Below are 23,413 nucleotides of genomic sequence, written 5' to 3'. Positions count from 1 at the left end.
TTCTGTTTTGGGCATGTTTTCATGAAAACAGACCTAAAACAGGGACGCTACTTTTCCGCTTCATACCTCCTCGACTCATGAAAAAGATATTGCTTTCCTTGGCCCTCTTGGCCATGTCTTTTATAGCTTTTGGTCAAGGAAACAATTATGCACAAGACTACACCAAGTACGATGGCTTGGCTCTTACCCCACCCATGGGCTGGAACAGCTGGAACAAGTTTGCCTGCAACGTAGACGAGAAACTAATTCGGGAAACCGCTGACGCCATGGTCAGTTCCGGTATGCGGGAGGCAGGTTACGTGTACATCAACATTGACGACTGTTGGCACGGTGACCGCGACAGCCTTGGTTTCATTCACCCCGACCCCAAGCGGTTCCCCTCCGGCATGAAAGCCTTAGCGGATTATGTTCACTCCAAAGGCCTGAAATTAGGAATTTACTCTGACGCCGGCTCTATGACCTGCGGCGGCAGACCCGGCAGCCGTGGCTATGAGTTTCAAGATGCCCAGACCTATGCCAAGTGGGGCATAGATTACTTAAAGTATGACTGGTGCAATACCGAAGGTCTCAGTGCCGAGGGAGCCTACAAAACCATGGCTGCTGCCCTCAAAAAAGCAGGCAGACCTGTAGTATTCAGCATTTGCGAGTGGGGCACCTATAAGCCTTGGGGATGGGCTCAGAACGTGGGGCATCTTTGGCGCACCACCGGCGACATTTACAACTGCTTTGACTGCGTAAAAGACCACGGCACCTGGAAATCATGGGGTGTGATGCAGATACTGGACATGCAGGAGGGTTTACGGAAATACGCTGGCCCCGGCCACTGGAATGACCCTGACATGATGGAGATAGGCAATGGCATGACTGCCGGCGAAGACCGCGCCCACTTCTCTATGTGGAGCATGTTGGCCGCTCCGCTTATCGCCGGAAACGACCTCCGCAACATGAGCCAGCAAACCAGGGACATCCTCACGAACAAAGAAGTCATTGCTGTGAACCAAGACAAACTTGGTATTCAAGGCTTCAAGCATACCTCCAAAGACAGTGTGGAAACTTGGCTTAAGCCGCTGAAGAATGGGCAATGGGCAATTACTTTCCTGAACCGCAGCAAAAGCCCCAAAAAAGTAGAGCTGAAATGGAAAGACACCATTATCACCGATGACCTATCTAAACGTGAGTTAAACCCTGAGAAGCAGCGGTACCAGGTACGGGATCTGTGGCAGAAGAAAAACGTGGGCACCACCAAAAAAGACTTTATATCCACTGTTCCCGGTCATGATGTGGTGATGCTGCTGTTGAGCCCAAGCAAGTGACCGTGCAAATGAATTTTACAGACCTTAACCGCTAGTCATCCATTTACTCCTTTCACCATGAAGAAAGCAATTTTACTCTTAGCACTCCTTCTTTCCTTTCTGCCAAAGATACAGGCGCAGAGGTCTTCTGAATTCGTGACCACCAATGGCCAGCAGTTCATGCTGAATGGCAAGCCTTACTACTACATCGGCACCAACTACTGGTACGGCGGTTTGCTGGGCTCCACCGGTCAAGGAGGCGACAGGGCACGGCTACTACAGGAGCTTGATTTCCTGAAGAAGAATGGCATTACCAACCTCCGGATTTTAGCTGGTGCTGAGGGACCTAACAACCAGCCGTACCGCGTAACGCCTGCCCTGCAACTCTCTCCCGGTGTGTACAATGACACCCTGCTGACGGGGCTTGATTTCCTGTTGGCAGAAATGGCTAAGCGCGACATGAAAGCGGTTCTGTTCCTGAATAACAGCTGGGAGTGGTCAGGTGGCTTCAGCCAGTATTTAGATTGGAACGGTCGTGGCCCTATCCCCTACCCGCTTGACACAAATGACTGGCCCCGGTTCATGAATTTTGTCGGGCAGTTCCACCAGTGCGAGCCTTGCAAGGAGCAATTTGCCAATCATGTTCGGTTTATGCTGAGCCGCACAAACCAGATCACCGGCAAAAAATATACGGAGGACCCTACCATTATGTCCTGGCAGGTGGCCAATGAGCCCCGTGCCTTTTCCATGGAAAACGTCCCCAACTACAGCAAATGGATTAAAAGCACAGCAGCCCTCATCAAGTCTCTGGACAAAAACCACTTGGTTTCTACCGGCTCGGAGGGTTCCTGGGGTTCAGAGTATTCTATGGAAGTTTTCAAGGAAGTGCACAAAGACCTAAACATAGATTACCTCACCATGCATATCTGGCCTGGGAACTGGGGCTGGCTGGACCGGAAAAACATTGCCGGCACCATTGACAACGCCTTGGTTAAAACCGAAGAGTACATGGACCAGCACGTGGAAGCAGCCAAAGAATTGAACAAACCCTTGGTGATGGAGGAATTTGGCCTGCCCCGAGATAATTTCAAGTTCACCCTAGACGACAAAACCACTTTCCGGGACAAATACTACCAGTTTGTTTTTGAACGCGTACTTAACAGTGCTAAAAAAGGCGGGCCATTGGTAGGAGCTAATTTCTGGGCATTCAACGGTACAGCCAGGCCTCACCCTACCCGTCACTTCTGGAAACCCGGAGACCCTCTCATGGGTGACCCACCCCAGGAAGAGCAGGGCCTATACGGAGTCTTTGATGTGGACACCACTGTTCCTCTAGTAAAGAAATACGCCAAAGCGGTTTCTAAGGCAGGTAAAAAGCAAAAGGTTAAAAAGTGACCACTCCCGTTTTAGGGCTACTTTATGAAAAGCAGCCTCAAAACAGTTTAGCCTCTACAAACCCTACTCTTTCAGCAAAAAGTCAAATCCACTTTATCAAATATACCTGCATGAATTTCTTCTCTAAATCGGCAGCTGTTCTGGCCCTGTTGTTAACCTTATTAGGCTGTAAAAATACCATTCCGGAACAGCCTGCCGTGGCGCAAACCCCAGTTGAAAAATACGGACAGCTCCGCATTGAGGGGCCTCATGTGGTGGACAAAACCGGTAAGCCAGTGCAGTTGCGGGGCATGTCGTTTTTCTGGAGCCAGTGGCAAGGGGGCTTCTACAATCCGGCTGCCGTTAAATGGCTGAAAGAAGACTGGCAGAACACCGTAGTACGGGCGGCCATGGGCATTGACCACGGCGGTTATCTGCAAAACCCTGAAAGAGAAAAGCAAAAGGTGATTACCGTGGTAGAGGCGGCCATAAAAGAAGGAATCTACGTGATTATTGACTGGCACGACCATGAAGCCCATAAGCATACCGCCCAGGCCAAAGCCTTTTTCTCAGAAATGGCACAACGCTACGGCAAGTATCCCAACGTGATTTATGAGCCGTACAACGAGCCGCTGCAAGACCCAGATTGGGCCACGGAGATAAAACCATACCACGAGGCGGTTATTGCAGAGATTCGCAAACATGACCCAGACAACATCATTGTCTGCGGCACCAGAATGTGGTCGCAGCGGGTAGACGAGGCCGCCAGTAATCCTATTCAGGGAGACAACATAGCCTATACGCTACATTACTACGCCGCCACACATAAACAGGAGCTTCGCAACATAGCTACCCAAGCCATCAACAAAGGAGCCGCGCTGTTTGTCACTGAGTTTGGCACCTGCGCCGCCGATGGCAACGGCAAGGTAGACGAAGCCGAATCAAAGCTTTGGTGGGAGTTTCTGGACCGGCACAAAATCTCGTGGTGCAATTGGTCAGTCGCCGACAAAGACGAAGCCGCCTCGGCGCTTAAACCCGGTACCAGCGTCACCGGCCCCTGGACTGAAAGCAACCTCACCACTTCCGGTAAACTTGTCCGCAACGAATTACTCAATAAAGCGCAGCCCTAACTAAAGGCCAAATTAAAATGCCAAGAGCCCTCTCAGACCTTAAAGCTGAGAGGGCTCTTTTATGTTATCGTGTGCTGAATGAGTAAATGTAAAAGCGGTATCGCGCCCCCCCCTCCGAGTGGGGATTGCTGTTGTTTTTCAGCCGCTGGTCTACTATGCCTGCCTCAAATGATGTGAAATCCTTCGCGTGTTTTTGGCTCTATTTCAGTAAAACACATCAAAAACGCACCACTTCAGTTAAACTTTGAACGAAAGCGTGCTGCCTTTCTCTGAAACCGTTAACTGTGCATTCGCACCAAAAATCAAGGCTTTGTTCACGGTGCCGTGCCCCGCCTGGAAGCCGAAGCAAACCGGAAACTCATAATCCTTCACCGCATCCCACACAATTTCTTCCGGAGTCTTACCGAAAGGAGGTTCGTCTTCCTGAATATCTACCAGCTGACCCACCACAAGTCCTTTTAGGTAGCTGAACTTACCTGCGTATTTAAGCGAAGTGAGGTAACTGTCTAGCCTGAAATGTTTCTCGCCTACTTCTTCAATAAAGAGAATTTTTCCGTTGGTATTCACCTCAGAAATGGTGCCTTTGGCATTGCACATAACGCTAACATTACCGCCTACCATAACGGCTTCTGAACTCCCCGCTCGGTTAAGTGGATGTGCTTTCACAGAGTAAGAGAGTTTCTCGCCGAATAAAGCTTTGCGTAAGCTTTCCCAGGAGGTGGCGTGGTAGCCGGCCTCCAAATCGGCGGCCATGGTGCCGTGTATGGTGGCTACGCCCAACATGCCCTGCACGTGGCTGTGCAGAAAAGTAGTGTCACTGTAGCCCACCAGCCATTTAGGGTGATACATGAACTGGGTAAAATCTACCTGCTCAATCACCCGGGCAATGCCGTAGCCACCCATCGTTTCAAACACAGCTTTGATCTCCGGGTTGTTCAGCATCTGCTGCAAGTCTTCCTTACGGAGCTCATCTGGTCCGGCAAAACTTCCGTAGCGGGGGCCAATGGTTTTACCTACCACCGGTACCAGTTTCCAGTCATCCAGAATTTGCACAAGCCCATCAATGTTGCCTTTTTCAGAATAATTGCTCGTGCTGATTATGCCTACTTTATCACCGGCCTTCAAATACGGGGGAATTATCATGCATTCGTTGCCTTTTTCCAGACAAAACGACATTCAACCTTTCAAGTTTAGGTGCCGCCGTAATTTCAGTAGTTATGCTCGTCCCACTCCGTGTTTTTACGTTCAGTAGTCTTTTTTAAATTAAAGAGCTCCTCGTAACCTCCTTTCTTCCAAAAGAAAATTCCCTGTTTTAGCCTTGGTTTCTGAAAAACAAGCCTAAAATTGGGAATTTTCTTTCTGATATAAAGTCAAAAATTATGCCTTGATATACTCCGGATGCACCATGTTCTCAAACGTATAAATCTCGTCCCACTTTTCTTGGGTAATCAGTTTACGTTCTTCCACCACAATATCGTGAATGGCTTTACCAGTGGCCAAGGCTTCTTTTGCAACAGATGCAGCGGTTTCGTACCCTAAAATAGGGTTAAGGGCAGTGACAATACCAATGCTGCGCATCACCTCTTCTCGGCACACTTCCACGTTGGCCGTAATGCCGTCAATACACTTGGTGCGTAGGGCAAAAATGGCATTGATCATGTAGTTCATGGAATTAAACAAGCTGAACACCATCACGGGCTCCATCACGTTGAGCTGCAACTGACCAGCCTCTGCGGCGGCCGAAATGGTTACATCGGCACCCATCACGTAGAAAGCCGCTTGGTTCACCACCTCCGGAATAACCGGATTCACTTTACCCGGCATAATGGAAGAACCTGGTTGCATAGGCGGAAGCCTTATTTCATTTAAACCAGCTCTCGGACCAGAGGCAAGCAGGCGCAAATCATTACAGATTTTGGAAATTTTAATGGCACTTCGCTTCAGCATTCCGCTGATTAACAGATAAGCACCCATGTCTGAAGTGGCTTCAATCAGATCTGGAGCCAGGGTCATGGGCAAACCGGTAAGCTGGGCCAGATATTTGGTCACTAATTCCGGATAGCCTTTGGGCGTGTTGATGCTGGTACCAATGGCGGTGGCACCCATGTTTATTTCAGTCAGCTTTTCTTGCGCTTCACCTAAGTGTTTTATGTCATCGCCAATGGTGGTGGCCCAAGCGTGGAACTCCTGTCCCAGGGTCATAGGCACGGCATCCTGTAGCTGCGTACGCCCCATCTTCAGCACAGTTTTGAACTCATCAGACTTCCGGAGGAACGATGCCCGCAGCTCTTGAAGGGCCTGCAGGTACACCTTCACTTTGAAGTGCAGCGCCATCATGACGGCGGTGGGGTACGTGTCATTGGTGGACTGCGAGCAGTTGACGTGGTTGTTGGGGTGCAGGAATTCGTACTGCCCTTTCTGGTGCCCCAAGTACTCCAGCCCAATATTGGCAATTACCTCGTTGGCATTCATGTTGATGGATGTTCCGGCTCCGCCCTGTATAAGGTCCGTCACAAATTGGTCATGAAACTCCCCTTCTATAATTCGGTCACAGGCATGAATGATGGTGCCGGCAATTTTGGGGTTCAGCACACCGCAGTCGCAGTTGGCCATGGCGGCCGCTTTCTTCACGTAGGCAAAGGCTTCTATAAAAAGCGGCTCTGAGGCTTGGGTGATGCCGGTAATGTTGAAGTTTTCACGCGCCCTGAGGGTCTGTACCCCGTAGTACACATTGTTCGGGATTTTCTTTTCGCCCAGAAAGTCGTGTTCAATTCTATAAGAAGATGGCTCCATGAAAGTCTTTTGTAAGGTGTCAATAAAATATACCCTATAAAATACCCCCTTTGCCCCCACTTTGTTTTCTGCCGCCGCTGCAATAGACCTTTAACTAGTTCAAACAAAGAAGCCATCTCTGTTTTTAGATTAATTTTTAAAGACAGGCCGAAAACAGAAAAGCTACGGCAAATCAAAGAAAGAATATGGCGCAAGCGTCCGCTTGTGTCCGCACACATTGCTATACATTTTATTGGCTTTGGTTTGGTCTGATCGAACTACGCAGCAGGCAACTTTAGTAAGTACGTTCTTGACCTGGTTTCTTAAAAGTAGGTCGAAAACAGGTTATGTATGAGAAAGTGGATCAGGAGTGCGTGCGGACACAAGCGGACGCTTGCGCCATGGGAAAGCCATTTAGACTTAACCTGATCACCCTAAAATATTCCCAAAAACTTCTTCCGCTGGTAAATGTTCTTCAGGTCATTTTCAAAAAGGGTGTAGGGGTCACGGTAGAACTGCAGGAAGTTGGGCACGCTCACCTGGCCGGGAAATGGTGCGTAATAGTGCGTAGGGCTCCGGACATCGTTCCGCCAGACCAGCACATAGGCCAGGTCCATGTCGTGCGCTCTCATGGTCTTGAGCAAAGTGTTTGTCCACCAGGTGGTATCAGGGATAGACTCCAGACCAGTTTCGGTGAAAGCCGCCAATTTGCCTTTTTTGCGGGCGTAATCAGAGACAATCTTTAACTTACGGGCGGCCACATCCAAAGCATAGCGGTCGCGGCCCATGTCGCCGTAGTTGTCCATACCCACCATGTCAACCCATTCATCGCCCGGGTACCGCTCCAGAAACTCCGCTTCATTCTCAAACAAATTATCTGGCGAGAAAGCGTAGAGGAAGTTGTGCACCTGCAGGCTGTCACGCAGATAACTCACCGTAAACCGCCACAGCGATATATAATCTTCACGGCTGGTGTGCGACTTTCCCCACCAGAACCAATCGCCGTCAAACTCATGAAATGGACGGAAAATAACCGGTGCCAGCGTACCGTCAGCCCCTTTCAGGCTGTGCGCCCACTCGCCAATGTGGTCTAAAATCTTCTTGTATTCTTCATGCGCCACGCCACCAGGTATAAGGTACTTCACCGCTGGCAATGAAACTGTGTCAACCCAGTAAAATCCTCCGCCCGATACCGGGTTTGAGAAATGCCAGGCTACTGTGGTTACGCCGCCGCGGTTGTAGGTATCTACCACGTTTTTGCGCAGTGCCTCTTTGTTGCGTTCAATCTCCTCTGTAGAGCGACCAGAAAACCCCATTATATCTACCCCTATTACCGCCGGATGCGAGCCCGTCACTGATTTCACGTCAGACCGGTTCACGTCGCCCTGCCAGCCGTGGCCGTATTCAGTAGCGTGCTGGTGCCCGAACAACGTGTGGTTTTTAGACAGCTGTCCCATGTTTTTGAACAGGGCCTTGGTTTCTTTGGTAGCGTGGGAATCAATAGGTTTCATGCCGGCGCAACTGCAAAAGAACAGCGCCAGAAGAAACAACAAAAGTGGCTGCTTCATCAAAATAGGTTAATAAGTGTAGTTCTGACAAGATAAGAAGATGATGTTTCTCTCACAAATGCCTCACAGTTTTCTACTACCCCTCCTGGTTTTTCTTGAAGTCACACCGAATAAATACTGTTTCTAATGTGCAGCACACAAGAATCCATTTATTTAAATAACCTACCACCTTAGGTCGCGTACCAAAAAGAAAAAATTGACATGGTAGAGATCAAAGAAACTGATGATCCCAAGGTGTTTGCCGTGAAAGTATCAGGCACCTTAGGCAAGGAAGAATATGATATTTTAGTCCCGGCCCTGGAAACAAGAATTTCTCAGCAAGGAAAAATTAACCTATACTGGGAATTTGAAAACTTTGACGGCTGGAAACCAGACGGTCTATGGGAAGACCTTAAATTTGATGTACAGCACGTCACCGATTTTGACAAAATAGCCATTGTGGGCGGCAAAAAATGGGAGCAAACCATAACTCAGCTCATGAAGCCTTTCACTACGGCAGAGGTGAAATATTTTGAACACGAAGAGCGGGATGAGGCTCGGGAGTTTGTAGGTTTATAAGACAGCCTGTGTTTTTGCCCTGTTTTCTGAAAAACAGCTCGAAAACATCTTCACGTACATTAGCTTCTAAAAGCCTGTTTGCCTTTTAAACAGATTTCTTGCTCGCGGGCAATGGCCATGAAGGCTCCAGCGTTCTTCCTGCGGAGCCTTTTTTTCAGTGGCTCCCATACCTCTAGCTCTATGGATTATTTTGTCTCGAAAAACTCAGTGGTGCGGCAGATTTGGGGCAAAGGCGACACTATTCTATTCATCTTCGCTGGCTCGGCTGCCGAGTTTGCCTTAAATAAAGCTGTGGATTGGCTCTACTTCACGGGCCGTCTCCCCGCCGACCCGCTCGGCAGGCTGTTCTCCACGGTCACGTACGCCCGCTTTATTGTCTACTCCACCACCGAAGGCGCCAACAGAACCATCGACAAAATGGCCCACATCCATTCTGCCGTAGAAGCCAATCGGGGCGCCAAAATCCCCGACTGGGCCTACCGCGATGTGCTGTTCATGCTCATTGACTACTCCATTAGGTCTTTTGAAGTGCTGGAGCGCAAGCTATCCGAAGCAGAAAAAGCAGAGGTTTTTGAAGTATTTTACCGTGTGGGCCACCGCATGGGTCTCACCGGCCTGCCCACCTCTTACCCACAATGGGTTCAAATGCGCGCCGAGCACCTGCAGCAAGATTTAGCGTACAGCCACTTCACCAAAGATTTGTTTCAGCAGTACCGCAAGCACCTGGGTGAAATCCGTTACCGGTTGTTGCTGGAAGCGCAGACGCTGGTGGTGCCTGACCGCGTAAAAGAACTCCTTGGCTTCCGCAACATTTCCCTCCTGCCCCCTATTCTGAAAGGCTATAAGGTAAGTAGAGTTCTTAAACTAGACTGGTTCCTGAAATCCATTATCTTGCCTGCAGAATACCAGAAGCAGATTAAGGATTTGGACAGTCAGCCTTCTTGAGAACGGCAGCTTGATTGAACAGAATTATTTTCATTCAAACACCTCAAACATTGCTGATACTCCTCCTTTGAAGGGGGCGAAGGGGGATGTTTACACCAGCAGATCCACGTATTCCTGATCATTCTCTTTTGCGGTCATCCTGAGCGCTAGCCGAAGGATCTAACGAAGACTTTACTCCTGCCTCCGCCGTTACCCCCGCCGTTGTTGTGTGTAATCACCAACAACTTCAATGCTGTTTCTCCCATAACTGCTATATTCTTTATCTCAACCTGCCTCTCTCCCTGCTGAGGTTTGTTACTTTTCTCCTTGATGAGAAAAGTAACCAAAAGAATCAAGAAGCCCTTAAACTCGCTGCCGCTCAAACAGTAAGGGCTTCAGTAAATTTACCACCTGGCCGATGTGCGCTGTTCCATAGCTTCTGTGGCTACTACTAAATTGAACCTGCGTCTCGTGCTTCCGCTAAGCGCCTGCGTGCCCTTGGCACTGCGTTGCCCGCTCCCGCAGGAAAAGCCAAGGAGGAAGGGGTGGTGTTTATTTAATTTAAATGACTCAAGACTCGCGACTCAGAACTCAGAACTCATTCAGGAGGGGCGGGTTTCTTTCAAGCCTCTCCAGTTAAATCGCTGTCCACTGCATCAGGAGAGATCTAGCCCTGTCCGTACGTTAACCTATTTCCTGCCTCTCCCGTTTCAGCACCAAAACACCCTATAGCACATAAATGACTTCAAACGCACACATTGACCAACTGGTACGCGAGCAACTGGTAGAATTACTCAGAGGCGGCTTTGCCCCTAACGTGATTTTGCTCCGGGAATTCAACTATGACAAAGCCGGTGTCATGCTGCCGGGCCTCCACTTTTCAGGCTGGGTTCTGCTGGGGCACATGCACGCCCGCCTCTCCACCTTACTCCAGTTCATGAAAAACCCCGAAGGATACATTGATGTGTGGCCAGACGCGCATTGGCCTGAAAATCACCAACCCGCCACGGAGCAGGAATGGAACGCCGCCATTGATGCCTTTGAGGCCGATCAGGAAGAAATGGTGCAGCTGGTACAGAATCCGGAGGTAGATTTGTTCAAAGTGCAGCCCAACGGAAAAACTCTCTCTTGGGCCGCCATGACCACATTTAACCACACCGGCTACCATATTGGGCAGCTGAAAACGGTGGGCCGTCAATTAGGAGTATGGTAAGCTCAAGCAGGCTCGTACAGCCGGACCTGCGATTCCAGGATCTCCTGCTTCAGCAACTCAAAATCATGGTGCGGGAATTCAGTGGCGTAAGTCATTTCCTGACCTCTTTGGCTGGGGTACCCCAAGAACCGAATCAGCGGTCCGGCAATAATCTCAGCTTTCTCCACCTGCTCATCCGTTAGCTGGTCCATCCAGTAGCCCGACTGTCCTTTTTTCAGGTGTTTCGGGTTTTTACTTTTCAGCGTGGCAAAGCTCATGGCCTCTTGCAATTCATCGCGCTGATTTTGGCTTAGGTCCACGTTCAAGTACTGTAACAACCGGTCAAGCTCCTGCTGGAAATCCAGCAAGAACGCCTCGTATAAAGTAATGTGGATGTTATGCTCCTGACTCAGACGCAGGTGGTCAAACACATGCCATACCCACTCGCGCATCAGCTCATCAAAGTGCCGCTCCAGGTACACCTGCGGGTCTTTTATTTCCTGCGGGTAATACTTGAGCATATAGTCCGAACAAAAGTACTTCGCTGCCGAGATGGCTCTATCCCGCGGGTCGCGTACGATGTATACTTTCTTATCAAACAGCTCCAGCACCTCTCCGCTCCGCTTACAAATAGGCGAATGCGTCCAAACGTGGTTGGCTTGGGCTACGTAGCTTTTAAGGTCCACAATAGGCATCCGGAACACACTGCTGATGCGGTAGCTGTCCTGCAAATCGGTTATCTCCAGCACATCAATACTGGCTTGGCTGGGGTAGTTCAGGTCCCATGTTTTTGCGAGCTCATATATGGGGTGGTTCTGAATAAAACTTTTGTGTGTATGGCCAGTCAGGTTCATGATTTCCTGTATGATTTGGTAGAGCCAAAAGTTTCCGCACTTGGGTGCGCCGCCTTGCAAAATGTGCATGTGATGTGTGAAGTTAGTGATGGAATTCTTCCTGACGGAAAGTGGTGAGCAAAGGTTTTAACTGTTCTGTTTTGGGTGTTTTTTCTGAAAAACAGGCCGAAAACACAATTATTAAGAAACGCTTCCAGATACTCCCCCTTTGAAGGGGGCGAAGGGGGATGTTTACACCTGCCGGTCCGCGCATTCCTGATCTTACTCTTTTGCGGTCATCCTGAGCGTTAGCCGAAGGATCTAATGAAGATTTTTGCCCCTGCTTCCGCTTTACCACTTGCCGTTGTTGTATATTCTCACGGACAACCAAAACTAAGTAACCCATCCCTCCTTTTTCCCGCTCCCGAATTTTAAAGCCCCAGCATATCCAAGGCTCCACAAGACCGCCTTCTCCGTGGCTCCGGCTCCATGCGCTCACGGCCGCGAGGCCCCGCCCTGTGGATTCGCACTGCCCTTTTCACTAGACCTTCGGCCTTGCCGCTGGCGCGGCACCGCTCAAAGCGAGGCGCTCATCCCCAAGGCTGGTAACAGTTCCAATTCTGCCCCTTGTGTTGCTGTTGAAATGCTGCTGTTGGTTATTTGTTTCTGTAGTTCCTGGGTAGAGTTACTCGCGCTCCGCGCATCACCTTTGTTTGTAGAGACGCAATACCTTGCGTCTCCCAATCATTTCTGAAAAACGTTTTCGCCCTGTTATTCAAAAAACAGACCGAAAACAAAGCTTACTATAATTTCCTAATCTGCGTGCATACGAATGAACCCCAACCCACACCTCCGCTTTTGGCGTAGAAGGCACATCACCACAAAATCCGTGCAAGTCCATGAAGCATATCTACCCTTTCAAATCTAAAGTCAGCAACGAACAAAGAAAAGAGCAGATGCTGCAGGAGTCGCAATTGGTGTGGTTCACAGGGCTTTCTGGCTCAGGCAAAAGTACACTGGCGCTGCGGCTGGAACATTACTTGTTTCACCGGGGGCACAAGGTGTTTCTGCTAGATGGTGACAATGTGCGCAACGGCCTTAACCGTGACCTTGGCTTCAGTGCCGATGACCGGAAAGAAAATATAAGACGGGTGGCCGAGGTGGCAAAACTGATGGTTGACGCCGGATTAATAGTGGTATGCGCGTTCATTTCGCCATATGCCGAGGAAAGGGAACTGGTGAAGCAGATTGTGGGCGAAAGCCGATTTATGGAAGTATTTGTCAACTGCCCATTAGCTGAGTGCGAAAAGCGCGACACCAAAGGGCTCTACGCCAAAGCGCGTCAGGGCATCATCAAAGATTTCACCGGTATCAGCGCTCCCTATGAAACCCCGCTCCTGCCCGATCTTGAAGTGAAAACCGGTGAAGAAGCCATTGGAGAATCGTTACTCAAATTGATTGAATTTGTAGAACCCCGTGTAACGATGCAGGAAAAAATGGATGCAGCTTTTTAACCATGACCGAAGCCTCAATACATTCTTCCACCAGCCCCACTCCTCCCCCTCCACCAAACCTGAACCTCTGGGTAAAGACAGCCAGAACTGCTGCTTTGGAAGCAGGCAAAGCCATATTAGCTGTGTATGAAACCGTTGACTTTGGGGTGGAGCATAAAGGGGATCATTCACCCTTGACCAAAGCAGACAAAGCGGCTCACCACATCATATTTGAAATGCTTCAGCCACTGGGGCTGCCTATCTTATCTGAAGAAGGAAAAGAAATTCTGTATAAAGAACGCAAAGATTGGGAATGGTATTGGCTTGTGGACCCGCTGGACGGCACCAAAGAATTTATCAAGCGCAACGGAGAGTTTACGGTGAACATTGCACTCATGCACCAGCAGGTTCCGGTGGCTGGAGTCATTTACGCTCCTACCGTCCAAACCCTCTATTTTGGCTCTGCCGAAACTGGAGTAACAAAAGAATCGCCCACCGGCACAGAAACTCTTACTCCCTTGCCCCATAGATATACCCTAGCTGATTTGAAAAAGAAGCCTAACCTAAAGGTGATAGCCTCAAAATCGCACCGCACGCCAGAGACAGATGCATTTATCCAGCAGTTTCAAAAGCCTGCATCAGCTTCTATGGGCAGTTCATTCAAGTTTATGTTGCTAGCAGAGGGAAAAGCTGATATTTATCCGCGTTTCGCCCCTACCATGGAGTGGGACACAGCCGCTAGCCATGCTATTTTAAACGCCCTGAACCGCAGCATTTACCAAACCGACCTCACCTCTGAATTAAAGTACAACAAGCCGGACCTGCTAAACCCCTCTTTTGTGGCCTTTTAAGCTGAAACGATGGCTTAGTCATTTCCAATTTCAGAACTAAACGAGTAATTATGCAGTAAGAAGCCTCTGCACTCTTCTTCTTTACCGCTCACATGAAAGAAATCCGCGACATACTTCTAGCCTTTGACCGCCACCAGCAATCCGGAAAAAAAATGGCCATGGCCACCGTGGTGCATGTAGAAGGGTCGTCTTACCGGCAGCCGGGCGCGCGCATGCTGGTCACTGAAGACGGGGAGCTGACGGGGGCCATCAGCGGCGGTTGCTTGGAGGGTGATGCTTTGCGCAAAGCCCGCTTAGCCATGGCGCAGAACCAGAACCTGTTGGTCACCTATGACACCACCGATGACGATGATGCCAAATTGGGTGTGGGTCTGGGTTGCAACGGCATCATCCATATTCTGATTGAGCCAATCAACACTGAAAACCCTAATCATCCTATTCAGCTCCTGAAAGAGGCGCAACGGCAACGGCACAAGGCGGTAGTGGTAACTCTATTTAACTGGCAAGACCGAAAAGCAGAGCAGCCTGGCTCCTGTTTGCTCCTGACGCAACACGGCCAGCCCTACAGCACCAGTCTTGATAAAACTTTGGAAGAAGCCGTCTTAGCTGATGCTCGGGAAGCACTTGAAATAGGGCACTCACAAATAAAAAGCTATTCAGAGGCTGCTCCCCTCACTGGTTTTGTTCAGGTACTGAAGCCAACTGTTTCGCTGGTCATTTGTGGAGCCGGTAACGATGTCATGCCTCTGGTTAACATGGCGGCGCTCTTAGGCTGGGAAACCACCGTGGTAGACGGCAGAGCCAATTACGCCACTGCAGAGCGATTTCCTATGGCCAATCGGGTGCTGGTAGCGAAGCCGCCGCAGGTACTGCCTCAAGTTATGGTAGATGACCATACCGTTTTCCTGCTCCTGACTCACAACTACAACTATGACTTGGCTATACTGCGGCAGGTTCTTCCGCTCCCATTACCCTATGTTGGTGTGCTGGGGCCGAAAAAGAAACTGACCCGCATGCTCGAAGAGCTGCAAGACGAAGGCATAGAGATGACAGAAGAGATGCTGCAAAAAGTCTTTGGCCCTACCGGTCTAGACATTGGCGCCGAGGCCTCTGAGGAAATTTCTCTTTCTATTCTGGCGGAAATAAAAGCTGTTCTATCACAACGGGCAGGAACGTTTTTGCGGGACAAACAGGAGCCAATCCACACCCGCGGCATCAACCTTAATCTAGCTTCTTTTTCCTCTATTTAGGCGACATGGTAGGTGTTATCATTCTGGCAGCCGGTGCCTCTACCCGCTTAGGTCAACCCAAGCAGAACCTGATGTACCTAGGACAAACACTGTTGCAACGGGCGGTCAGTGCTGCAGCAGGCATAAAGGAAGGTACTGTGCTTGTAGTGTCAGGTGCTAATTCCCAAGCCGTACTGCCCCAGTTGGAATCCCTACCCGTGCACCATGTCCACAACCCCGAATGGGCAACCGGCATGGGCTCCTCCATCTGGACGGGCGTCCAAGAACTTCTAAACCTTGCTCCCACTGTTTCCGGCGTTATTCTCATGCTCTGCGACCAGCCTTTTGTATCTGCAGAAATACTCCAGCAGTTGCTACAGGCCCAGCAGCATACTGGCAAGGGCATAGTCGCCTGCGCCTACCAAAATACCTTAGGAGCACCGGTATTGTTCACTCGTCCCTTTTTCTCTGAACTAAAGCAACTGCAGGGACAAGACGGCGCCAAGAAACTCCTGAAACAACACGCAGAAGAAGTAGCGGCCGTTCCTTTTGAATTGGGCGCCATTGACATAGACACGCCTCAGGAATTTGCCGCTCTCCAGCATCGGGAGCCGAAAGTTTAGATTCCACCTCATCGCTTACCAGCACCACTTTTTGTAAATGTTATTAGTTGTGTTAAACACTCAACTGTCAATTAAGCGTGTGACGTAGCGGATTCTCCCCTTGAGGGGAGATAAAGAGGGGTGTTTACACAGGAGAGCAGGTATTCCTGGTAAAATCATTCAGAACTTTTTACCAAAAAAATCAGCAGAGTAACATTTCAGCAATACGTAGACCGGCAGGTGTAAACACCCCTCTTCGCTCCCCTCCAGGGGAGAGTCTTTTCCTTCGCTACTTTATTGGCTTTTGCTTTCCTGATCCGTTTTTAGCTTATTCTCAGTAAAACAAGTCAAAAACAGCCTACCTCTTTTTCCTCAAAAAGTTTCAGCTAAATTTTCCAACTGATTTCAACCATCGGGTAACCGCTCCGTAAAAATACTGAGCAGCGGATGACCACCTGCTGCTACCGTTGGATGGGTGTACAGACCGTACACTTGTGATGAATTGATTCTACAGAAAATCCGCCCTCCATACTTGGTTGCGCGGATTTTCTTATTCAAATCCCGATGTTCCACCCGTTCAAACGGACAACTCCATGAACCAAGAAAAACCCAGAGGAAGCGCCGAAGGGAACCGGCCTCGGCTCCCCGAAACACGTTCTGTCACCCTTACCGTGAACGGCGTAAAACACCAACTACAACTAGCCCCGTGGACTTCATTGCTTGATGCACTCCGCGACCACCTGCACCTTACCGGCACCAAAAAAGGATGCGACCACGGACAATGCGGCGCCTGCACCGTGCTAGTTGATGGCAAGCGTATTAATTCTTGTTTAACATTAGCCGTGATGCAGGAAGGTCCAGAAATCACCACCATTGAGGGATTGGCCCAAGGCAAAGAACTGCACCCGGTGCAGCAGGCATTTATTGACCACGATGCGTTCCAGTGCGGCTATTGCACCCCCGGCCAAATCTGTTCCGTAATTGGGTTGGTGAACGAGGGCAAAGCCAAAACGTTAGATGATATCAGAGACCTGATGAGTGGCAATGTGTGCCGCTGCGGAGCTTATACCAACATAGTAAAAGTGGCGCAGGAAGCGCTGGAAAGGAGCACCGCCCAATGAGACCGTTTTCCTTCTCCCAAACCCAGGATGTAGAGACCGCCGTGCGTGAGGTAGCTGCTTACCCAGACTCAAAATTCATTGCCGGCGGCACCAACTTGCTGGATCTGATGAAGATTGACGTCATGCGCCCCGCCCACTTAATCGATATCACCAAAATTGCCCTCAACACCATTGAGGAAACCGAAAGCGGCGGACTGAAACTAGGCGCCTTGGCCACAAACGCAGACACCGCCTACCATCCGTTGGTCGAGGAGCGGTATCCACTTCTGTCGCATGCTATTCTAGCGGGCGCCACGGCTCAGCTCAGAAACATGGCCACTGATGGCGGCAACCTGCTGCAACGCACACGCTGCTACTATTTCTACGACACCCAAACGCCCTGCAACAAGCGGGAGCCCGGCACCGGCTGCTCCGCCATTAAAGGCTACAACCGTGACCTGGCCATTTTGGGCACCAGCGAACACTGCATCGCCACGCACCCATCAGACATGGCTGTGGCGCTGGCCGCACTGGAAGCCACTGTACATGTATCCGGCACCAACGGTGCCCGCGCTATCCCGATGGCCGACTTCCACCGCCTGCCCGGAGACACGCCGCACCTGGACACGAACCTGCAGCCTGACGAAATCATCACAGCCATTGAGCTGCCATCCAAAGGATTCGCTCAGCACTACACCTATCTTAAACTCCGCGACAGAGCTTCGTATGCCTTTGCCCTGGTGTCAGTGGCGGCAGGCTTGGAACTGGAAGGTGACACCGTGAAAGAAGCTCGAATAGCACTTGGCGGGGTGGCGCACAAGCCTTGGCGCAAACCAGAGGCAGAAGCGTTGCTGCACGGACAATCTGCTACAAGAGAGAACTTTCAGAAAGTGGCGGAAGCATATCTGGAGGGAGCCAAAGGCTACGGAGACAATACGTTTAAAATTGAACTGGCCAAGCGCGCCATTGTACGGGCGCTGGAGCAGGCCACTAACATGGAGGCAAGCGCATGAGTGCACAACAAATAGGCAAACCCGCCAACCGCGTAGACGGCTTTGAAAAAGTAACCGGACAGGCAAAATACGCCGCCGAGTTCAGCGCCCCAGATTTGACCTATGGAGTGGTTGTGAACAGCGCCATCGCCAAGGGAACCATCAAAAATATCGATATTTCTGAGGCCATGGCCTTAGAAGGAGTATTGCAGGTATTCACTCACCAAAACCGCCCCGGCTATACTTGGCGAGACAAAGACTACCAAGACAAAGACTCACCACCGGGCTCTCCGTTCAAGCCGCTGTACAGTAACAAAATTCAGTTCAGCATGCAGCCCATCGCGCTGGTGGTGGCCGAGTCGTTTGAGCTGGCCCGTTATGCGGCTATGCTGGTCAAAGTAGAGTATGAGCAGGAGCCGCATGACACCAACTTTGAAGCCAACTTGCCCAAAGCTTACAAGCCAAAGAAATACAAAGCCACCCCTCCCCCAGACCCAAGAGGAGATGCGGCTGCGGCGTTGGCCAGTGCCACAGCTAAAGTAGAGGCAGAATACGCGCACCCTAGCGAGCACCACAACCCAATGGAAATGCACGCTTCCACCGCCGTGTATGAAGATGGAAAGCTAACCGTGTATGACAAAATTCAGGGTGTAAAAAACAGCCAGCAGTATCTGATGAAAGCATTCGGATTGGCTGAGGATGAACTGCGGGTGATTTCACCATACGTGGGTGGGGCGTTTGGTTCGGGGCTGCGGCCGCAGTACCAGTTATTCTTGGCCGTACTGGCCGCGCGGGAGCTGAAGCGTTCGGTGCGGGTGGTCATGACCCGGCAGCAGATGTTCTCCTTCGGTCACCGGCCTAAAACCAATCAGAAATTTGCCGTAGCGGCCGCTAGTGACGGTGAACTGCAAGCCATTAAACAAGAGGTTTTTGCCGAGACCTCCAAATTTGAAGATTATTCCGAAGACGTGGTCATCTGGCCAGGCGTACTGTACAACTGCGCAAACGTAGAGCTCACGCACAAATTAGTGGGGCTGGATGTGTACACCCCTCTGGACATGCGCGCGCCTGGCGGCACCACCGGCATTTATGCCTTGGAGTGCGCCATAGATGAACTAGCTTATGAGGTAGGCATAGACCCGTTGGAATTTCGCATCAAGAACTACTCTGAAAAAGACCAGAATAAAGACAAGCCGTTCAGTAGCAAAGAACTGAAAGAATGCTACCGCCAGGGTGCGGAGAAGTTCGGCTGGAGCAAGCGCAAAATGGAGCCCCGCTCCATGAAAGAAGGGCACAATCTCATTGGCTGGGGCTTCGCGCAGGGGGCCTGGGAAGCCACGCAGAAAAAAGCCGCCGCGAAAGCAGTTCTCACCCCCGAGGGCAAGCTGCTGGTCACCTCCGCCACCGCCGACATTGGCACCGGTACCTACACCGTCATGTCGCAGATTGCCGCCGAAACCTTAGGGCTTCCGCTGGAGAATGTGTCGTTCCGCCTCGGCGACTCCTCCATGCCGATGGCACCGCTGGAGGGTGGTTCCTGGACGGTTTCATCGGTGGGCTCTGCTGTAAAGCTGGCCTGTGAAAAAGTGCAGGAAACGCTGCTAGAACTTGCCAAGAAAGTAGATAACTCGCCGCTACAGAATGCCTCAATTGAAGACGTCATTTTCTCCGATGGTCAGATTCTGCTTTCACAGAATCCTACCCAATCTGTTTCCATCAAAGCAGCTTTGGCGCAGAACGGCGGAGAATCGGTGGAAGCGGAGGCTACGCAGCAGCCCGCGGATAAGCAGCAGAATTACTCGCCCTACGCCCACTCCGCCACCTTTGTGGAAGTGAAAGTAGACGAAGATTTGGGCACCGTGAAAGTGACCCGCATTGTAGCCGCCATTGCCGGAGGCCGCATCATCAATCCTAAAACCGCCAAAAGCCAGATACTGGGCGGGGCCGTTTGGGGCATTGGCGTGGCCATGGAAGAAGAAACCATGATGGACAACAACTTGGGCCGTTTCATGAACCACGACCTTGACAAATACCACGTGCCCGTAAACGCCGATGTGCATGACATAGACGTCATCTTCGTAGACGAGCAAGACGACATTGTGAATCCCTTAGGCGCGAAAGGTTTGGGTGAAATAGGCATCGTAAGCGTAGCCCCCGCCATCGCCAACGCCATCTTCCACGCCACCGGAAAACGGGTACGGGAACTGCCAATTACTTTGGACAAGCTGCTTTAGGAGTTAAGAGTCTTGAATCTCGAGTCTCGAGTCCTGAGTTTTGAATCAGAAACCACCACACCCTCCTTAGCGTTTCCTGCGGGAGCGGGCAACGCAGTGCCAAAGGCACGCAGGCGCTTAGCGGGAGCACGAGGGACAGGTTCCAGTCAGCAGTAGCCGCCGTGGCTATGGAACAGCGCACATGGGCCAGGTGGTAAAGTAATTGAAGCCCCTTTTGTTTGAGCGGCAGCGAGTCAGGGGCTTCTTGATTCTTTTGGTTAGGTTGAACATCAAGGAGAAAAGTGACAAACCTCTTCAGAGAGAGATTTAGTCAGAAACTAAGAAAAGCGATGGTGGTTAGACCAACAGCATAGGAAGTTGTTGGCGAGAACACGCAACAACGGCAGGCGGTACAGTAGAAGCCAGCGTATGGAACCCATTCCCCTAGAAGGTAATTTGTAGAGACTACCAAATTATTTATTTAGCTTCAGGAATTGGCGTGGAAAGAAGATATTACACGAAGGCACTATTCACATACCATCCTTTTGACAGGTGTTCAACTATGTATATCTTCAAATAAAAAAAGCTGTTGACAATGAAAAAAGGGGTTACCCATATCTTATTCCTTGGCCTAGCCAGCATGTGGGTGACTTGCTTTGGACAATCAACAAAAACAGATATTAGCACCGTACCAAACTCACATTGTATCTATGGCTCAGTACCCTCCTGTTACTTTTTGACTCCTGACGCTTTTATCAAACCTTACCGTACTAAAGCCTCCTATGTAGGTAGAATTGTTTTTAAGGCAGAAATAGACACAACCAGTTTATTGTTACATAACTACACCATTCTTTTCGCGAAGCTTTATTCACGTAACAATCCTCAAGACTCTATAGAAATTAGGCTAAATGATAAAGTCGGTAATTTTAGTTATGTGGAGGAGTTAAAGCCTAAGCTCATTAAGCACCTACGCTACATCAGGCTAAGAAAAGTTGATACCAACAACTGCGTTACCCCAAGCAGCTTCACCATTCCGCTCCAGATGGAATAGATTGGTGCTCTCGTGAATTGTCTTTACAGTTTCTCTTGGCTTCTTCTTTTTAGAACAACCTCAGTAGCATTAGCTAGCAAAGAATATAAGTACCCCTCATGCAACGCTAAGCTCTCCTGTGTAAACATCCCCCTCGCCCCCTTCAAAGGGGGAGTATCAGGAATACGTGCTAAATACTTCTTTAAAAAGATATCTGTTTTCAGCCTACATTTCATAAATCACTCCTAAAACAACTTTCTATCTCACCGCCCGCTTGGCTGGTAAAAGAATGAGCAGTAGATTTAGACATTCTACCCGATGTCGCGTAGAAGAGCAGTACCAATAGAAAAAAACATCCATGGAAATCCTTTTATTCGGAATCACCAGGGAAATTGTGGGGCAAAACCAACTGACGGTACCCACTCAAGACCGACCAGAAACAGTAGGAAAACTGAAGGAATGGCTGGCGCAACAATATCCTGCCTTGCAAAAACTGAGCTCCCTGGCCGTTGCCGTTGACAGCGAATATGCCGACGATGCGCAACCCCTTCCATCTGGAGCCGAAGTCGCCCTTATTCCGCCCGTAAGCGGAGGTTAAAATAACTACTCCTTCGCTCATCCACTCCTTCACACATTAGCTCATTAAAAAGCATGCACATCAGCATAGTAGATCAGATTGACCTAAACGAAGCGTATCAGCAGCTGCAGAGTGACAGTGCTGGTGGTGTCAATTTGTTTGTGGGGACTGTGCGCGACCATGCACAGGGCAAGCAGGTAACTAAGTTGGTATTTGAAGCCTATGTGCCTATGGCCCTGAAACAGATGGAGAAAATTGCTTTGCAGGCGCAGCAACAGTGGCCATTGGAAGGATTAGTGATGCAGCATGCGGTGGGGGAAAAGCAGATTGGCGAACCTGTGGTGGTAATTGGCACCAGTTCCGCCCACCGCGATGCTTCTTTTGCTGCTTGCCGTTTCCTGATTGACGAGCTGAAGAAAACCGTGCCCATCTGGAAAAAGGAGTACTACCAAGACAACAGCGTGTGGGTAAACGCGCATCCATAGGCAAATCATAACCAGAAACACAACTTAATACCTATTCCCCCCATGAACATCAATCCCCGTTACAGTCGTCAAACACAGTTACCGACTTTTGGGCCGGAAGCGCAGCAGAAGTTAGCAGAGGCGCGGGTACTTGTGATTGGAGCAGGAGGGCTTGGAGTACCAGTGCTGCAATATTTAGCAGGCATGGGGGTAGGTACCTTAGGATTGGCTGACGGTGATGTGGTGAGCCTGAATAACCTGCACCGACAGGTACTCTACACCGAAGCGCAAGTAGGACAGCCAAAGGTAGAGGCTGCGGCCAAGCAGTTAACCCAGCTGAACTCCACAGTAAAACTGCTTCCTTTCCACCTCCATCTGAACCCAAAAAATGCACTGAATCTTCTGAAAGATTTTGATGTGGTCATTGACGCCACTGATAATTTTGAGGCCCGCTATCTCATTAATGATGCCTGCGTGATTTTGGGCAAACCCTTTGTATATGGCGCCCTGCATCAGTTTGAAGGACAGGTAAGCGTGTTCAACTACCAAAGCGGCCCCACCTACCGCTGTGTTTTCCCCACGCCTCCCACCCCCGCTGAAATACCTGATTGCAACACCGCTGGCGTGTTGGGCGTGGTGCCCGGCATTATAGGTACCTATCAGGCACTGGAGGCGGTTAAGATTATTACAGGCGTGGGCGAACCACTGACAGGCGTTTTGTTAATGCTCGACCTCCTCCAGAACACTCAGTTTAAAATGAAACTGAAGGCAAAACCAGAGAACCAGAGTATTAAGAAATTGAAAAGTTCCTACGCCACTGCTGGGTGTTCCACCGTTGCCGCATTATCAGTTGAGACGCTGCATCAATGGATAGAAGACGGGAAGGATTTCATGTTGTTAGACGTTCGGGAGCAACAAGAATATCAGCAGGGGCATTTAACCAATGCCCGCCATACTCCCTTGTCAGACTTTGAGGCCCAAACAAGAAATTTGTTTCTAGAAAAGCCCGTGGTTACTTTCTGCCAGAAAGGCGTCCGAAGCCAAAAAGCCGCCCACTTATTACTGGATAAAAAGAATGACCTTGAGGTATACAGCGTGATCGGCGGCATGGAGCAGTGGCTGGCCCAATTAGGAAACCAGCTAGTCATAAACCAGACTCCTAACACATAAACGGGTAATGAAACTAATAACCTTAGCTCCCTGCCAACTCTAAATGCAA

At 50.0% G+C, this 23,413-nt stretch carries 23 protein-coding genes; 17 read left to right on the top strand and 6 right to left on the bottom strand.

What is annotated here, in order from left to right:
- The first annotated feature begins 77 nt into the window (after nt 1-77).
- The 3 genes from A8O23_RS19480 (at nt 78) to A8O23_RS19470 (ending at nt 3,796) form a co-directional block, all read left to right on the top strand.
- Nucleotides 78-1,313 carry a glycoside hydrolase family 27 protein gene (locus tag A8O23_RS19480; RefSeq protein ID WP_066625202.1) on the top strand — a complete coding sequence of 412 codons (1,236 nt, stop codon included), beginning with the start codon at nt 78-80 and terminating at the stop codon, nt 1,311-1,313.
- Nucleotides 1,314-1,370: 57 nt separating this feature from the next.
- Nucleotides 1,371-2,687, top strand: coding sequence for a glycoside hydrolase 5 family protein (locus tag A8O23_RS19475; protein WP_066625199.1), 1,317 nt, complete (start codon nt 1,371-1,373; stop codon nt 2,685-2,687).
- A gap of 110 nt (nt 2,688-2,797) precedes the next feature.
- The gene (locus tag A8O23_RS19470) at nt 2,798-3,796 is read left to right on the top strand and encodes a glycoside hydrolase family 5 protein (RefSeq protein ID WP_082883180.1); all 999 of its coding nucleotides are present in this window, start codon (nt 2,798-2,800) and stop codon (nt 3,794-3,796) included.
- Nucleotides 3,797-4,033: 237 nt separating this feature from the next.
- On the opposite strand, the gene A8O23_RS19465 is transcribed toward A8O23_RS19470, so the two are convergent.
- The 3 genes from A8O23_RS19465 to A8O23_RS19455 all read right to left on the bottom strand — a co-directional run bounded on the left by A8O23_RS19465 (nt 4,034) and on the right by A8O23_RS19455 (nt 8,136).
- Nucleotides 4,034-4,939, bottom strand: coding sequence for a S66 peptidase family protein (locus A8O23_RS19465; protein ID WP_066625196.1), 906 nt, complete (start codon nt 4,937-4,939; stop codon nt 4,034-4,036).
- Between the two features lie 234 nt (nt 4,940-5,173).
- The gene (gene aspA / locus A8O23_RS19460; RefSeq protein ID WP_066625194.1) at nt 5,174-6,589 is read right to left on the bottom strand and encodes an aspartate ammonia-lyase; all 1,416 of its coding nucleotides are present in this window, start codon (nt 6,587-6,589) and stop codon (nt 5,174-5,176) included.
- A gap of 413 nt (nt 6,590-7,002) precedes the next feature.
- Nucleotides 7,003-8,136 (bottom strand): glycoside hydrolase family 26 protein, encoded by a 1,134-nt coding sequence (locus tag A8O23_RS19455; RefSeq protein WP_066625192.1) that lies wholly within the window; start codon nt 8,134-8,136, stop codon nt 7,003-7,005.
- 201 nt (nt 8,137-8,337) lie between these two features.
- Between A8O23_RS19455 and A8O23_RS19450 the strand changes: the two genes are divergently transcribed.
- Nucleotides 8,338-8,694: a SpoIIAA family protein gene (locus A8O23_RS19450; protein ID WP_066625190.1), complete on the top strand. Its 357-nt coding sequence runs from the start codon at nt 8,338-8,340 to the stop codon at nt 8,692-8,694.
- Between the two features lie 180 nt (nt 8,695-8,874).
- A complete protein-coding gene (locus A8O23_RS19445) occupies nt 8,875-9,639 on the top strand; it encodes an oxygenase MpaB family protein (RefSeq protein WP_066625233.1) in 765 nt (254 codons plus the stop codon).
- 146 nt (nt 9,640-9,785) lie between these two features.
- On the opposite strand, the gene A8O23_RS19440 is transcribed toward A8O23_RS19445, so the two are convergent.
- The gene (locus A8O23_RS19440; protein WP_066625186.1) at nt 9,786-10,001 is read right to left on the bottom strand and encodes a hypothetical protein; all 216 of its coding nucleotides are present in this window, start codon (nt 9,999-10,001) and stop codon (nt 9,786-9,788) included.
- Between the two features lie 356 nt (nt 10,002-10,357).
- On the opposite strand from A8O23_RS19440, the gene A8O23_RS19435 reads away from it, so the two are divergent.
- The gene (locus tag A8O23_RS19435; protein ID WP_066625183.1) at nt 10,358-10,831 is read left to right on the top strand and encodes a hypothetical protein; all 474 of its coding nucleotides are present in this window, start codon (nt 10,358-10,360) and stop codon (nt 10,829-10,831) included.
- Nucleotides 10,832-10,833: 2 nt separating this feature from the next.
- Here A8O23_RS19435 and A8O23_RS19430 read toward each other — a convergent pair whose 3' ends face one another.
- On the bottom strand, nt 10,834-11,733 hold the full coding sequence (locus A8O23_RS19430; protein WP_066625180.1) for a sulfotransferase domain-containing protein: 900 nt from the start codon (nt 11,731-11,733) through the stop codon (nt 10,834-10,836).
- Nucleotides 11,734-11,746: 13 nt separating this feature from the next.
- Nucleotides 11,747-12,142 (bottom strand): hypothetical protein, encoded by a 396-nt coding sequence (locus A8O23_RS19425; protein ID WP_153042294.1) that lies wholly within the window; start codon nt 12,140-12,142, stop codon nt 11,747-11,749.
- A gap of 400 nt (nt 12,143-12,542) precedes the next feature.
- Between A8O23_RS19425 and cysC the strand changes: the two genes are divergently transcribed.
- The 11 genes from cysC to A8O23_RS19365 all read left to right on the top strand — a co-directional run bounded on the left by cysC (nt 12,543) and on the right by A8O23_RS19365 (nt 23,364).
- Nucleotides 12,543-13,157: an adenylyl-sulfate kinase gene (gene cysC, locus A8O23_RS19420; protein WP_066625174.1), complete on the top strand. Its 615-nt coding sequence runs from the start codon at nt 12,543-12,545 to the stop codon at nt 13,155-13,157.
- A gap of 2 nt (nt 13,158-13,159) precedes the next feature.
- On the top strand, nt 13,160-13,987 hold the full coding sequence (gene cysQ / locus A8O23_RS19415; protein WP_082883177.1) for a 3'(2'),5'-bisphosphate nucleotidase CysQ: 828 nt from the start codon (nt 13,160-13,162) through the stop codon (nt 13,985-13,987).
- 92 nt (nt 13,988-14,079) lie between these two features.
- Nucleotides 14,080-15,237 carry an XdhC family protein gene (locus A8O23_RS19410; protein WP_066625172.1) on the top strand — a complete coding sequence of 386 codons (1,158 nt, stop codon included), beginning with the start codon at nt 14,080-14,082 and terminating at the stop codon, nt 15,235-15,237.
- 5 nt (nt 15,238-15,242) lie between these two features.
- Nucleotides 15,243-15,839, top strand: a complete 597-nt coding sequence (locus tag A8O23_RS19405) for a nucleotidyltransferase family protein (RefSeq protein WP_066625171.1) — start codon at nt 15,243-15,245, stop codon at nt 15,837-15,839.
- 572 nt (nt 15,840-16,411) lie between these two features.
- Entirely contained in the window at nt 16,412-16,939 is a 528-nt protein-coding gene (locus A8O23_RS19400) for a (2Fe-2S)-binding protein (RefSeq protein WP_066625229.1), read from the top strand.
- Nucleotides 16,936-17,931: an FAD binding domain-containing protein gene (locus A8O23_RS19395; protein ID WP_066625169.1), complete on the top strand. Its 996-nt coding sequence runs from the start codon at nt 16,936-16,938 to the stop codon at nt 17,929-17,931. The genes A8O23_RS19400 and A8O23_RS19395 overlap by 4 nt, the downstream gene beginning before the upstream one ends.
- Nucleotides 17,928-20,144, top strand: coding sequence for a xanthine dehydrogenase family protein molybdopterin-binding subunit (locus tag A8O23_RS19390; protein ID WP_066625167.1), 2,217 nt, complete (start codon nt 17,928-17,930; stop codon nt 20,142-20,144). Before A8O23_RS19395 ends, A8O23_RS19390 begins: the two co-directional genes overlap by 4 nt.
- Nucleotides 20,145-20,718: 574 nt before the next feature.
- Nucleotides 20,719-21,174, top strand: a complete 456-nt coding sequence (locus tag A8O23_RS19385; RefSeq protein WP_066625162.1) for a hypothetical protein — start codon at nt 20,719-20,721, stop codon at nt 21,172-21,174.
- A gap of 337 nt (nt 21,175-21,511) precedes the next feature.
- A complete protein-coding gene (gene moaD, locus A8O23_RS19375; protein ID WP_066625159.1) occupies nt 21,512-21,751 on the top strand; it encodes a molybdopterin converting factor subunit 1 in 240 nt (79 codons plus the stop codon).
- Nucleotides 21,752-21,804: 53 nt separating this feature from the next.
- The gene (locus A8O23_RS19370) at nt 21,805-22,215 is read left to right on the top strand and encodes a molybdenum cofactor biosynthesis protein MoaE (protein WP_066625153.1); all 411 of its coding nucleotides are present in this window, start codon (nt 21,805-21,807) and stop codon (nt 22,213-22,215) included.
- A gap of 42 nt (nt 22,216-22,257) precedes the next feature.
- Nucleotides 22,258-23,364, top strand: a complete 1,107-nt coding sequence (locus tag A8O23_RS19365) for a HesA/MoeB/ThiF family protein (protein ID WP_066625147.1) — start codon at nt 22,258-22,260, stop codon at nt 23,362-23,364.
- Nucleotides 23,365-23,413: the final 49 nt, after the last annotated feature.

The organism is Rufibacter roseus, from assembly GCF_001647285.1.
Taxonomy (GTDB): Bacteria; Bacteroidota; Bacteroidia; order Cytophagales; family Hymenobacteraceae; genus Nibribacter; species Nibribacter roseus.
Note: the sequence above shows the minus strand (reverse complement) of the source record. Positions and strands in the feature narration are given on the sequence as shown.